General features: G+C 35.0%; 10 protein-coding genes and 2 tRNA genes. 5 read left to right on the top strand and 7 right to left on the bottom strand.

The genetic code is table 11. From position 1 onward, the window contains the following. Window positions 1-67: 67 nt before the first annotated feature. Window positions 68-2,725, bottom strand: a complete 2,658-nt coding sequence (locus tag KCG49_RS09500) for an AsmA family protein (RefSeq protein WP_218546121.1) — start codon at window positions 2,723-2,725, stop codon at window positions 68-70. A 108-nt stretch (window positions 2,726-2,833) separates the two neighbouring features. After that, the gene (locus tag KCG49_RS09495) at window positions 2,834-3,538 is read right to left on the bottom strand and encodes a queuosine precursor transporter (protein WP_218546119.1); all 705 of its coding nucleotides are present in this window, start codon (window positions 3,536-3,538) and stop codon (window positions 2,834-2,836) included. A 71-nt stretch (window positions 3,539-3,609) separates the two neighbouring features. Between KCG49_RS09495 and folK the strand changes: the two genes are divergently transcribed. Both folK and KCG49_RS09485 read left to right on the top strand, forming a co-directional pair. Next, window positions 3,610-4,743, top strand: a complete 1,134-nt coding sequence (gene folK, locus KCG49_RS09490; protein WP_218546117.1) for a 2-amino-4-hydroxy-6-hydroxymethyldihydropteridine diphosphokinase — start codon at window positions 3,610-3,612, stop codon at window positions 4,741-4,743. Then, a complete protein-coding gene (locus KCG49_RS09485) occupies window positions 4,733-5,212 on the top strand; it encodes a GyrI-like domain-containing protein (RefSeq protein ID WP_218546116.1) in 480 nt (159 codons plus the stop codon). The genes folK and KCG49_RS09485 overlap by 11 nt, the downstream gene beginning before the upstream one ends. Before the next feature lie 91 nt (window positions 5,213-5,303). Here the strand turns inward: KCG49_RS09485 and KCG49_RS09480 are convergent, their stop codons facing one another. Beyond that, on the bottom strand, window positions 5,304-5,963 hold the full coding sequence (locus KCG49_RS09480) for a class I SAM-dependent methyltransferase (RefSeq protein WP_218546115.1): 660 nt from the start codon (window positions 5,961-5,963) through the stop codon (window positions 5,304-5,306). Beyond that, window positions 5,960-6,496: an RNA methyltransferase gene (locus KCG49_RS09475; protein WP_218546114.1), complete on the bottom strand. Its 537-nt coding sequence runs from the start codon at window positions 6,494-6,496 to the stop codon at window positions 5,960-5,962. The genes KCG49_RS09480 and KCG49_RS09475 overlap by 4 nt, the downstream gene beginning before the upstream one ends. Window positions 6,497-6,716: 220 nt before the next feature. Here KCG49_RS09475 and mutS point away from each other — a divergent pair, with 220 nt between their 5' ends. From mutS to KCG49_RS09460, 3 genes are all read left to right on the top strand, one after another. Continuing rightward, window positions 6,717-9,329: a DNA mismatch repair protein MutS gene (mutS, locus tag KCG49_RS09470; protein ID WP_218546113.1), complete on the top strand. Its 2,613-nt coding sequence runs from the start codon at window positions 6,717-6,719 to the stop codon at window positions 9,327-9,329. A 94-nt stretch (window positions 9,330-9,423) separates the two neighbouring features. Next, window positions 9,424-9,495 (top strand) — tRNA-Gly (locus tag KCG49_RS09465). Between the two features lie 43 nt (window positions 9,496-9,538). Continuing rightward, window positions 9,539-9,623, top strand: a tRNA-Leu gene (locus KCG49_RS09460). 101 nt (window positions 9,624-9,724) lie between these two features. On the opposite strand, the gene KCG49_RS09455 is transcribed toward KCG49_RS09460, so the two are convergent. From KCG49_RS09455 to KCG49_RS09445, 3 genes are read right to left on the bottom strand one after another with little or no spacing between them, the layout of a single operon-like run. After that, window positions 9,725-10,855 carry a formylglycine-generating enzyme family protein gene (locus KCG49_RS09455; protein WP_256259936.1) on the bottom strand — a complete coding sequence of 377 codons (1,131 nt, stop codon included), beginning with the start codon at window positions 10,853-10,855 and terminating at the stop codon, window positions 9,725-9,727. A gap of 39 nt (window positions 10,856-10,894) precedes the next feature. Beyond that, complete coding sequence (locus KCG49_RS09450) at window positions 10,895-12,376, bottom strand: sulfatase family protein (RefSeq protein WP_218546112.1); 1,482 nt, start codon at window positions 12,374-12,376, stop codon at window positions 10,895-10,897. A 17-nt stretch (window positions 12,377-12,393) separates the two neighbouring features. Next, window positions 12,394-13,149 (bottom strand): DeoR/GlpR family DNA-binding transcription regulator, encoded by a 756-nt coding sequence (locus tag KCG49_RS09445; RefSeq protein ID WP_218546111.1) that lies wholly within the window; start codon window positions 13,147-13,149, stop codon window positions 12,394-12,396. Window positions 13,150-13,187: the final 38 nt, after the last annotated feature.

The following is a 13,187-nucleotide window of genomic DNA, read 5'->3' as shown; positions in this document are numbered from 1 at the left end:
AAGAATTCCAAAAAAAAGGGCAATTATTAACATAAATTGGGAAAAATATATGTCTTTAAAGTAAAACTTACTCGTTTTTGGTTGAATCTTGGACTTTTTTGTCTTTTTTCTTTTTCTTCCCGCCAAGAAGTCCTCCGATAACAGAATTTACTCCTTCTTTAATGGTATCCTTTGGATCTTGCTTTGTACTATCTGTTATGGTTTTAGTTGAATCAGTTTTTTTGTCATTTGAGTTGCCTCCCAAAACGCCACCAAGTATATCGTTGATTTTGTCTTTGCCTTGACCCAATAATTTTTGTTTCTGAATTTCAACAAGTTGTTTGGTTAAGTTAGAAACGCCACTTGTTAAGTCCGTTGAAATGTTTGGACTAGAAAAGCTTCCGTTTATATTGGCAGTTACAGGAATTGCAATATTATCGACCTCTGGGTCATTAATTTTTCCTATTAAGCGGTTGACTTCACCACCAAGGTATTTGGCAGGCACTTGAAACACAACATCGTACTGCATATTGTTTGCAAAAGTGTGCATGCCAGAGATCTCAATCGGAATATCCTTATACTTAACAGTAAAAGGCTTTAAGGAAACCTGCCCATTTTCAAAACTCAATTTGGTTTTTATATATTTTTGAAGTTCTTTAAAGTCAATAAAGTTTAATTTGTTGTCCAAGCCAGCGAGTAACGGACTTTTTGACACATCAATATTAGAGGTAAATACTTCCGCAAGTGCATTTCCAGAAATCGTGGACAGATCAGGGGAGAAATTTTCGTCCAAGAAACCACTTAAATCTATAGTTGAATTTAATTTTCCTTGTACAACCTTGGCAATAGGTGCTAATGCCTTTAACATGTCCAAATCTTTAAAAGATTGTGAAATGTCAAATTGTTGCATAGCTAATTTCATATCGAATTTTGGCTTCGCTCCTTTTGTAGAAACATTACCAGAAATACCTAACTGACCATTAAACAAATCGGTTGTCATATTCTGGAGATTTGCGTTTTGGTCTTTAATACGTAACTGCCCTTTTACGTTTTTAAGATTGAGGTTGTCGTAAATTACAGTATTGGCATTTGCTGTGATGGTACAGTCTAAAAAATCAGGGATTTTAAGCGATTCTTCATCAGATGTAGTTTTGTTAGATGTTTCAGAGGCTGTCTCATCTTCAACCATAAAATCAGAAATGGCAAAGGTGTTGGAATTCACATTAAAATTACCTTGAAGTTTTTTGTCGCTCAACAAAAATCCAAGTAAATTATTTATCGTTCCTGTGGCCGAAAAATCACTTTTTCCTGTTATAGCATCAAAGCTATTTAAACTAACTGTTCCTGGTTTAAACGTTAAATCTGCTTTGTTAATTTGAATTGGGTTTACAATATCTTCAGAAGAAAATATAAAATCGGAAACTGATATACTTCCGTTGTTCTTAATACGTTGATAGGCATTGGTTTCAATCGCATTCATATCAAAAGCAGTATTCAACGTTCCTCTTAGAATACCACTTAATTGATTTTCTAATTCAATAGGATAGGCCTTGGTGATGTTCGCCAAATTTAAAACACCATCTAAGTTGGCATTTACCAGCATATTGCCTGTTAAATTTTTAATATGTGCTTCGGATTTAAAAACATCTTCGTCAATTTTAAAATCGAGTTTATTAACATCGACATAAGTATCGTCAACGTTTCCTGTCGTGTTTTTAACCGAGGCATCGATCATTATATTTTTTACACTTTTTGGCAAATCAGGATATTTAAAGGATGCATTGTCAGAACGCATATTAATATCTAGAGTTGGGATTGTTTCTTCAGAAACTAAGCCTTTAATAATACCATTAACCGTAAAGTTCCCAGTGGTATTAACATCTTCAATATTCTTTGCATACTCCTTTGGTATCACAGCCAAAAAGTCCTTAAATGACGATTCGGGATTCCTAAAACTTATGTCTATCTGTTGGCCTTCTTCAACCATTTGCACAAAGCCTTGAAACTCTAATGGCAAAGCATTGATAAAACCTTTATTTTCTTTAAAGGTGTATTTTTCCTGCTCTAAATCAAGGTCGATTAAAGCATCTAGTTTTATAATATTATTGCTCAAATATTCCGTGCTATCAATAGACATGCTAATTTTAGCTTCGGTTTTGGTGTCTAGTTGAGATTGTTCGCCAGAGAATATCCCTTTTCCGTTATGGTTAATTTCTGTGGCGTACAAGTTGGTGTTAGAGCTTTCATCTATATATGTAAATGCACTATTGTTGAGTTCGTAATTTTCAATATCGAAACTAAAGCCAGTTGAGGTTGTGTCTTTGGCAACGCTCGCGTTTTCATTTTCTTTTACAATATCGTAATTTGTGGTTCCATTTTTATTCGTCTTAAGTGTCAATAGCATTTCGTCTGCAATAATTTCGTTAACGACCAATGGCTCTTCTGTACCTTTAAATAATTGAGCGATTGGCATTTCAAAAGACAGAGATTTGGCCGTTGCTAAAGTTTCGTCTTTAAATGGTGCTCTATTAGTAATTTTTAGATTTTCAACACTAACTTCAGCCTTCGGAAAACTGCTTATTAAGCTTAGACTAATATCGTCGAAACTTAAATCTGCATCTAAATTTTCATCGGCATAATTCTGAACGATGGCATCTATTTTAGACTCTAAAACAAATGGAATGGCAATGAGTATTGCAATAAAAATGAGTAAGATGATTCCAATGATTTTGAAAAGTTTCTTCATAATAAATATTTGTAGGTTTAGAATAGTGTCTATATATTATACGCAAAGTTGGGCAGAATAGTTGTGTTTTTAATAAACTTTAGCAAGATTTTAATGATTTAGTAACAATTATATTAAGTCAATTTCTTCGTTCACCTTGAGTTTAAAACGTTTTCTAAATAAATAAACGCCCAAGTATAGAAAAGGAGTGTCCAAGGCTGCTACAATAACCTTAAATAAAAATCCACTCACCAATAGACCTTTAAAGTTTGCCCAATCAATAATACCAAATGAGCACAATAAAAAAACAATAGTGAATGTGTCTACGAATTGAGAAAACCAAGTTGAAAAGTTATTGCGCAACCATAAATGCTTACCTTTGGTAAGACGTTTCCAAAAATGATAAATCTGAATATCGACAAACTGAGCAAATAAATAAGTAAGCATACTCGCAAAAACTGCAATGGCAGAATTGCCAAAAACCATATTGAACATCTCATTATCTACATAAGACCACGAAGTTGCGGGGACTTGAGAACCTGTGTAAATAATTAATAATGAAAAAAGAGAGGCGAAAATCCCAACTACAACAACATCATTGGCGCGCTTCTTACCATAAATTTCACTAATTAAATCTGTAATAAGAAAGGTAATAGGATATGGCAAAATCCCAACCGAAATCTCAAAAAGCTTACTTCCAAAAATTTCAATATCAACAGGATACCAATAAAAAAACTTCTGAAAGATTAAGTTTGAAACTACTAAAGACGTTATAAAAAGTGCCCCTAACAAAAGGTAAATACGTTGTGCTAAAAGCTTATCTTTCAGTGACATTAAAAATGGTTAATAAATTGTCGTTGTAAAGATAATCTATTAATTTTTCTTTTAGTTATTTTGTTAATTCCATGACACCAACCAAAACCGTTCACATAGCACTGGGAAGTAACAAAGGCAATAAATTGCAGTATTTGCAGTCTGCTGTCAATGCTATTTTTAAAAAGGTTGGTGCCATTAGGAAGATTTCTAAAGTGTACAAAACACCAGCCTTAGGTTTTGAGGGAGATGATTTTTTTAATGCATGCATTAAAGTCGAAACCGAGTTGAAACCAAAAAAGCTACTAAAAGAGCTTAAGCGTATCGAAAAGGATTTGGGAAGATTATCTAAAACCGCAAATGGTTACGAATCGCGAGAAATAGATTTAGATATTTTATTTTATGATGTTGAAATTTTAAATGACGATTCATTGGTGATTCCTCATCCAGAAATTCAAAACCGAAAGTTTGTTTTACAACCTTTATTAGATACTGTAAGAGACTTTAAGCATCCTGTTTTAGATAAAACTGTTGAGGAACTTTTTGAAGTTTGTGAAGATGATTCTGAAATAGAACCTGTAAATATATGGCTGAAAAATCCAAAGAAGCAATTTACTTTTAGCTCCTATAATTTTATTGCCATTGAAGGTAATATTGGTGCTGGAAAAACAAGTTTAGCCAATAAAATTGCACAAGATTTTAATGCCAAACTTATTTTAGAACGTTTTGCGGACAATCCTTTTTTGCCAAAATTTTACAAAGAGCCTGAGCGTTATGCATTTACTTTAGAAATGTCTTTTCTGGCCGATAGATATCAGCAAATTAGTGATGATTTATCGCAATTAGACTTGTTTAAGGATTTTATGGTAAGTGATTACGATGTGCATAAGTCACTTATATTTTCAAAGGTGACTTTACCAGAAGATGAGTTTAGGCTGTATCGTAAATTATTTTATCAGGTTTATAAGGATATTGCCAGACCAGATCTATATGTGTATCTCTACCAAAATACAGAACGCTTACAAGCCAATATTAAAAAACGCGGGCGAAAGTACGAAACCGAAATTCAAGATGAATATTTAGAAAAAATCAACTCTGGTTATCTCGGTTTTTTAAGAAATCAAACCGAATTAAACGTAAAGATTATTGATATTTCAGAGCGCGATTTTATAAAAAAGCGTAAAGATTATTTGTGGATTTTAGATCAAATCAATAATGAAATATAAAATTTTTGAAGCCAAAGATATCAATATTATTGGTGTTAAGGCACAAGCTAGTTTTGTAACTAACGGACAAGTTACATCGCAATTGGCAAAACAATTTATGCCAAGATTGAAAGAGATTACAAATCTAAAAGACAATTATAGCTTGTCGCTTCAAAACTATTACGGTTTTAATAGTATAAATTTAAGTCCAACCACATCATTTGAAAAATGGATTGGGGTTGAGGTAAATAGTTTAGATATAATTCCAGAAGGATTGGAAACTTTAACAATAACATCAGGTAAATATTTAGTTATCGATTTTAAAGGTTCTATTCCTCAATTTATGCAACTTTGGCAGCATATTCATCTAGATTGGTTACCAAAATCTGAATTTGAATTAGATGATCGACCACATTTTGAAAGATTGCCTTTTAGTTATAACCCAACACAAGAAGTCAATGAGGAAGAAATTTGGATTCCTATAAAGTGACAATTTTTTGTCATTCCTACAGAGCGTAGCGACGAGGAATTTCAAATCATAATTATGTGAGATTTCTCACTACGTTCGAAATGACATAGTGCTAAAATACTTCGTAGAGATTAGTCACAATTCTACCTTTATTATTATCCAAAACTACTTCATTTAAAATCTCGGTTGATTTCACTTTCAAGACGAAAGGCTCAGCCAATAAATCTACACCACTATTTTGTTTTAGGCGAATCCCTTGGCTTGCAATTTTGTCTTTATTAGGAACAAAATCTCCAATAGGAAGATGCTCTGTCAAAATGATATACTGATAACTTGAAAGCTTATTGACAATACATTTTATCTCAGTATTGGATAAATGCTGAAGCACTTGCCTTAGAATAATACAATCTGCTTTAGGTAACTTATCTTTAGAAATATCTAAGCAATGAAACTCTAGATTATCTGCTTTAAACAATGCTTGATTTCTTTTTATAAGGCTTTCAACAATATCGATAGCGATGTATTTTTTGCTGAACGCCACAAAATGTTTACCAATATTAAAGTCACCACAACCTAAATCGCATACGGTTAATTTATTATTTTCAGACTTCAAAAAATCTAAAACAGCTTTTAAATAAGGTTCTGTAATCGTTGGATTGTGTGAGCCTTCACCAGAATAAAAATCAAACCCTTTTCCGCCCCAAAGATGTTTTTCGTAAACTTGTTGCATGACTGCTTGGGTTGGCCATGGTGTTTTCACTTGCTTTTTCATTTTGTTTTTAACTTCGAAAACACATCCCAAATCACAACGCCACAGCTCACAGAAATATTCAAAGAGTGCTTAGTGCCATATTGTGGAATTTCAATAACCACATCACTATTAGATACTACCTCTTGTTGTACACCTTTAACTTCGTTGCCAAATACAAAGGCATATTTACTGTTGGGTTGAGGTTTAAAATCATTGAGCATTATGGCATTTTCCGCTTGTTCAATTGAGCAGATACTTACACCTTCAGCTTTTAGTTTTTTTACGACATTGAGCGTGTTTTCATGATACTCCCAATCTACAGTTTCCGTACTGCCCAATGCTGTCTTTCTAATGTCATTGTGTGGTGGTTGTGCTGTGATGCCACAGAGGTAGATTTTTTCGATTAAGAAAGCATCACTTGTTCTAAATACAGAACCAATATTGTTTAAACTTCTAATATTATCAAGTATTATTATAATAGGCGATTTTTCAGCGTGTTTAAATTCTGAAATATCTAAGCGGTCTAATTCTTCGTTTTTTAGTTTTCTGCTCATGCTTCTTTTGCTTCCAAAACATCCCTAAAGTTCTCTCAAGGGAACAGTTGTTGCCAAATTTATTTTAAGACCTCCTTTTGAGGGGGCTTTAGGTGTGTGTCTAATTTTATCAACAGTTGTAGATAACTTATAGCTTTCAGGCTTCAATAAACTTCAAATTATAAGTAAATTAGCAGACTTTCAATCTCCATAGTTATCTGGACAAAAATACATAAATCTCTTGGCTAAAAAGGCAAAAAAAGAAACACCATTAATGAAGCAATACAATGCGATAAAGGCGAAGTATCCTGATGCGTTATTGTTGTTTAGAGTTGGTGATTTCTACGAAACCTTTGGAAGTGACGCTGTTAAAGCATCTAAGATTTTAGATATTATTTTAACCAAACGTGGTGCTGGCAGCGAAAGTGAAACGGAACTCGCTGGGTTTCCCCACCATTCTTTAAACACCTATTTGCCTAAATTGGTTAGGGCAGGCGAGCGTGTTGCGATTTGCGACCAGTTAGAAGATCCAAAGCAAACCAAAAAGATTGTAAAACGCGGTGTTACAGAATTGGTAACACCAGGTGTGGCGTTAAATGATGACATATTACATTCCAAATCCAATAACTTTTTATGTGCTGTTCATTTTGATAAAAAATATATTGGTGTTGCATTCTTAGATATTTCTACAGGAGAGTTTTTAACCTCTCAGGGCGATGCTGAGTATGTGGATAAGTTGCTTCAGAATTTCAATCCAAGTGAAGTATTAATTTCAAAACAAAGTAGAAAAGAGTTTACCAAATCGTTTGGCAATGATTTTCATACATTCTATCTCGAAGATTGGGTGTTCCAAGCCGATTATGCGCATGAAACATTAACGAAGCATTTCAATACAAAAACACTGAAAGGCTTCGGGATCGAAGACTTATACGAAGGTATTATGGCATCTGGTGTAGTGTTACATTATTTAAGTGAGACACGCCATAATAAGCTAGAACATATTACTACAATTTCAAGAATTGCCACTGATGATTATGTGTGGATGGATAAGTTCACCATTAGAAATTTAGAGTTGTACCATTCAACCAATGCCAATGCAGTTACACTTATTAACGTAATTGATGAGACCATTTCGGCAATGGGAGGACGTACGTTAAAGCGCTGGTTGGCATTGCCTTTAAAGCATGCTGATAAGATAAAACAACGTCACGAGGTTGTTCAATTTTTATTGGATAATGAATCTGTTCTTCAAAATATTCAAGGTCAAATAAAACATATAGGTGATATTGAACGCCTAATTTCTAAGATTGCTACAGCTAAGGTGAGTCCGAGGGAAGTCATTCAGCTTAAAAACTCTTTGGAAGCCATTGTGCCTGTTAAGTCTGTGGCAGAAACTTGTGATAACGATGCTTTAAAAGTATTGGGCGAAAATCTTAATAATTGCGATTTGTTACGAGAGAAGATCAAGCAGACTCTAAATGAAGAAGCGCCAGTAAATGTTTTAAAAGGTAATACTATTGCTGAAGGTTTTTCTCAAGAATTGGACGAGTTAAGAGGGCTTTCAAAATCTGGAAAAGATTATCTGGATGGTATGTTGCAACGTGAGAGCGAACGCACAGGTATTCCATCATTGAAAATAGCGTCTAATAATGTGTTTGGCTACTATATTGAAGTTAGAAACACGCATAAAGACAAGGTTCCGGAAGAGTGGATTAGAAAGCAAACTTTAGTTAATGCTGAGCGTTATATTACCGAAGAATTAAAAGAATACGAAGCTAAAATCCTCGGTGCTGAAGAACGTATTTTGGCTATAGAGCAACAACTGTTTTCTGAGCTCGTACTTTGGATGCATCAGTTTATTGTTAAAGTACAACAAAATGCACAGCTTATTGGGCAATTAGATTGTCTTTGTGGTTTTGCCAGCTTAGCCAAAGCTAATAAATACAATTACCCACAGATTGATGATAGCTTTGGTTTAGAAATTAAAGACGGCCGTCATCCAGTAATTGAAAAACAATTACCTCTAGGGGAAACATACATTGCCAATGATGTTTATCTCGATAGAGAATCTCAACAAATTATTATGATTACTGGCCCTAATATGTCTGGTAAATCGGCTATTTTAAGGCAAACTGCTTTAATTGTATTGCTGGCTCAAATAGGAAGTTTTGTACCAGCTAAAGAAGCAAGAATAGGTTTGGTCGATAAGATTTTTACACGTGTAGGTGCGAGTGATAATATCTCAATGGGAGAATCTACCTTTATGGTTGAGATGAATGAAACAGCATCGATTCTCAATAATATTTCAGAACGGAGTTTAGTGCTTTTAGATGAAATAGGTCGTGGTACAAGTACCTATGATGGCATTTCCATAGCTTGGGCTATAAGTGAATATTTACATGAACATCCTGCGCGGCCAAAAACACTATTTGCGACACATTATCATGAGTTAAATGAAATGACAGAGACGTTTTCACGCATTAAAAATTTCAATGTTGCTGTTAAGGAATTAAAAGATAATGTTCTTTTTGTGCGAAAGTTGGTTGAAGGTGGCAGTGAACACAGTTTTGGTATTCATGTAGCAAAAATGGCGGGAATGCCTCAACAAGTTATAAGACGTGCAAATAAGATACTCTCAAAATTAGAGAAATCTCACTCTAGTGAAGAACTAACGGACAAAGTTAAGTCGCTTAAAGATGATATGCAGTTGAGTTTCTTTAATCTCGACGATCCACTACTGGAGGAAATAAAAGACGAAATTCTGCATACGGATATTGATACACTTACACCTGTCGAAGCCTTGATGAAGCTTAACGAAATAAAACGAATGCTACTTAAGAAAAAACAAGCCTAAAACTTTTTTAATTTATTTAGAAAAAAGGCTTTGCTTTTCTGATAAATATTTTAAATTTGCAACCGCTTTTATAGCGAATAGTTCTTTAAACAATGCGAAAGTAGCTCAGGGGTAGAGCATCACCTTGCCAAGGTGGAGGTCGTGGGTTCAAATCCCATCTTTCGCTCAATACTAAAATACCAATTTGATTACAATGTTGTAATCAGGATGCTGAAGTGGTGGAATTGGTAGACACGTTGGACTTAAAATCCAATGGCCATTATGGCCGTGCGGGTTCAAGTCCCGCCTTCAGTACTCAAACCTTCAATCTTTTCGATTGGAGGTTTTTTGTTTGGTAAAAAGAAGGGTGCCCCACTATTAAAAAAAAGACTTGTTAGTGATGAAGAATAATAGGTTTATTCATTATCGCTGTTTAGCATTTCTTCAGTGGCTACGGTTCTAAAACCTAAGTGCTCCAAAGAAGAATCTAAACTTGTTCCCATTCGCGCAGATATTCTATAACTTGCACAATAGGAAGCACTGCATAAAAATGAACCACCTTTGATAATTTTCTCTTGTGTATAAATGTTGCTGGGGTTATATGGTTTTTGCGCACCTTGAGGGTTCTCAGAAGTATTTTTCAAAGATTCCAGTTCATTATAGTAATTGGTGTTGTACCAGTCGTTGGTCCATTCCCAAACATTTCCGGCTATATCATATAATCCAAACCCATTAGGCTTATAGGATTTTACAGGTGCGTGCAACTCATATCCGTCCGTTTTTGTATTGTTTAAAGGGAATTCCCCTTCCCAACTATTTGCCATTTTAGACAAGTCGCGTTTATCATCTCCCCAAAAATATATTGTGTTTTCTATACCTCCTTGCGCAGCATATTCCCACTCAGCTTCTGTAGGCAAGCGTCTGTTTGCCCATTTACAGTAGGCGATGGCATCATCATAAGAAATGTGTATCACAGGATAATTTTCTTTGCCCTCAATGCTACTCCCTTTTCCCTTGGGGCGTCTCCAATTTGCTCCAATCGTCCATTCCCACCATTGAGAAAAGTCGTATAAATTTGAAACAGATGATTTTGTTTTCTTAAAACAAAGAGAGCCAGCTTTTAAAATCGAATCATGAGGTTTTGCCGTTCCTGCTGGAACTTGTTTTTTCAATTCCTCCCAGCTTACGTTGCGTTCTGCTGTTGTAATATAGCCAGTTGCCTCTATAAATTCTGAAAATTGTGCATTAGTTACCTCGGTAATATCCATAAAAAAACCATCGACAGAAACTTTGTGGCTGGGTTTTTCGTGTTGCATAGCTTCTTTATCATGTGGCACGGCACCTTGTGTAAATGTGCCTCCGGGAATCCAAACCATGCCTTTTGGAGCAGTTTTCAATGTTCCAACCACTAAAGGGTCTTTATTTTGCTTAACGTCACTTTTACAAGAAACGAATAGTACAAGAAAGATTAATGGGCAGAAAAAATATGGTTTAGATATCATGGCTTTACTTTGTCCAAGTGAGAAGTTAATTTCAATACGAGCCAAAAAGCTTTGATTTGAAATGAAACTAAAAACAAATTTTAATTATTTAATATTAGCCTTGCACCATTTGTTATATGCAGTTTCCAGTTCTTTGACAATTTCTGGGTGATCATTTACCAAATCGTTACGCTCCCCTGGGTCATCTTCAATATTAAATAGCTTTAGGGTTAAATCGTTCCGTATTGGCGCAATGTATTGAGCAGATGGCTCGCTTTTCCAGTGGTTTTCCTTGGTGTTGGTCAATTTCCATTTTCCCTTCCTTACAGCCCAAGTTTTTTGCCATTTCCAAACTAATAAACGCTCTTGTTTAGGTTCGAGTAAATCTACGCCATCAATATCTTCATCTGCAACATTTACTCCTGCAATTTTTGTCAAGGTCGGTAAAATATCAGTGGCAGATACATAACGGTTTTCCACTTTGTCTGCATCAATATGTCCTTGCCAACTTATGCTCATCGGTACTCTTATGCCTCCTTCCCAAAGGGAATATTTACCAGCTGTTAGGGGTGCATTGTTAGATCCGGTAAGTGGGGAGCCGCCATTATCTGAAATAAAAATAATCACAGTATTTTTATCCAAACCTTCTTCTTGCATGGCGGCTAGTATGCGACCAATATTATCGTCTAAGCAATTCAAATTTGCCAAGTAGTATTTTCGTAAGTCATCAGTATTGATGTCACCAATACGAGAATATTTGTCGTAGTATGCAGAATAAGATCCGGGTTTGTGATTTTTGAATGCTACCAAGCTATCTGGGTCATAATTAGGGATTTCTTTTACATTGTATTTGTCTAAATATTTTTTTGGTACTTCATGAATAAGATGGTGTACGGCGTTATAGGACAGGGTTAAGAAGAAAGGTTTGTCGTGTTTGCGTTTAAGGAATTCTATAGATTCGTCAGTAAATATCTCTGTAAGATAGCCTTCTTCGTAACTCTTCTCGCCCATGTTGTGCATCAAAGGGCCAAGCAAAGCACTTGTGCCATAAGGATCTGGGGTTCTTTCTTTTATGCTTTGGGAGTTTAGCCAATAATCGTGAGCATGTGCCGAAAAGCCTAAAAATTCATCGTAGCCATGATTTAATGGATATTCTCTAACATCATTCTTATGAAAATTACGTCCTAAATCATTTTTTCCTATACGTATTGTATGGTAGCCTACTTCTTTTAAATACTCGGGAAGTGTTTTTACGTCGTCTGGCAATCCTGGTCCCCAGCTAGCAGGTTTGTCCCAGCGAAACTGGTTTTTTCCGGTAAGAATTCCAGCTCTAGATGGACTGCAAACAGGAGCGGTAACATAAGCCTGAGTATATATGGTTCCAGATTTCCCCAATCGTGAAATATTTGGTGTGGAAACCGTTTCATCATGTGCTTCAAAAGGTGAAAAATCTGCATAACCTTGATCGTCAACGACTATTAAAAGAATATTGGGCTTTTCTGTTTGTAATGTGGTTTGGCTTTTCTTTTTATCAGAATCGCAAGATAATATTAGGATGGATGCTATTAAAAATAGAAACTGTTTCATAGTGTGAATTGTTTTAATTAGTCTACAATGGTGACCTTAATTTCTTTATCTTCCAATTTCTTTTTAATGGCATTGGAAATTCTCTTATCGGTTATAATTTCATCAACTTTAGATAAATCACATATCCTAGCAAAGCTCTTCTTTCCGAATTTTGAAAAATCAGCAAGCACAACTACTTTTTGTGCTGCTCTTAACATCTTTTTGTTCAGTTCTGCTTCTTCTAGATTTGTGGTTGATAGGCCGTATTCTAAATCGATACCGTCCACGCCCAAAAATAATTTACTGCAAGACACATTTTTTAAGATATACTCCGCATAATTGCCAATGACCGAGGCGGAACTGTGCCTAACATAACCACCAAGTTGAAGTATTTCAATATTCTTGTCATGGATTAAATGTAGCACAACATGAAGCGAAGAAGTGATAACCGTTAATTTATTTTTGGCTTTAATAAATTTCGATAGTGCTTGTACTGTAGTTCCGGACGCGATAAGTATAGAGTCGTTTTCTACGATACGGCTGGCTGCTAATTGTGCGATTCCGTTTTTTTCCTCTACTGAAATTTTCTCTTTATCAATAACAGTACGTTCGTTGATATATGGGTTTTCCAAAGAAGCTCCGCCATGAGTTCTATAGAGAAGCCCTTTTTGTTCAAGAAGTTTAAGGTCTTTGCGAATAGTTACTGCGGATACATCTAGAATGTCGCATAGTTCAGATACTTCTAGATGTTTTTCCTTATTGAGTTTTTCTAAAATAATTCGATGTCTTTCCATAAGTATGAAACAAATATAAAAAATGAAACTAAACGAAA

Source organism: Winogradskyella luteola (genome assembly GCF_019203985.1).
Lineage (GTDB): Bacteria > Bacteroidota > Bacteroidia > Flavobacteriales > Flavobacteriaceae > Winogradskyella > Winogradskyella luteola.
Note: the sequence above shows the minus strand (reverse complement) of the source record. Positions and strands in the feature narration are given on the sequence as shown.

Coding starts and splice junctions, on each gene's coding strand:
- KCG49_RS09445 (WP_218546111.1), bottom strand. CDS start 13,149: ATGGAAAGACATCGAATTATTTTAGAAAAACTCAATAAGGAAAAACAT.
- folK (WP_218546117.1), top strand. CDS start 3,610: ATGACACCAACCAAAACCGTTCACATAGCACTGGGAAGTAACAAAGGC.
- KCG49_RS09500 (WP_218546121.1), bottom strand. CDS start 2,725: ATGAAGAAACTTTTCAAAATCATTGGAATCATCTTACTCATTTTTATT.
- KCG49_RS09480 (WP_218546115.1), bottom strand. CDS start 5,963: ATGAAAAAGCAAGTGAAAACACCATGGCCAACCCAAGCAGTCATGCAA.
- KCG49_RS09485 (WP_218546116.1), top strand. CDS start 4,733: ATGAAATATAAAATTTTTGAAGCCAAAGATATCAATATTATTGGTGTT.
- KCG49_RS09450 (WP_218546112.1), bottom strand. CDS start 12,376: ATGAAACAGTTTCTATTTTTAATAGCATCCATCCTAATATTATCTTGC.
- KCG49_RS09475 (WP_218546114.1), bottom strand. CDS start 6,496: ATGAGCAGAAAACTAAAAAACGAAGAATTAGACCGCTTAGATATTTCA.
- KCG49_RS09495 (WP_218546119.1), bottom strand. CDS start 3,538: ATGTCACTGAAAGATAAGCTTTTAGCACAACGTATTTACCTTTTGTTA.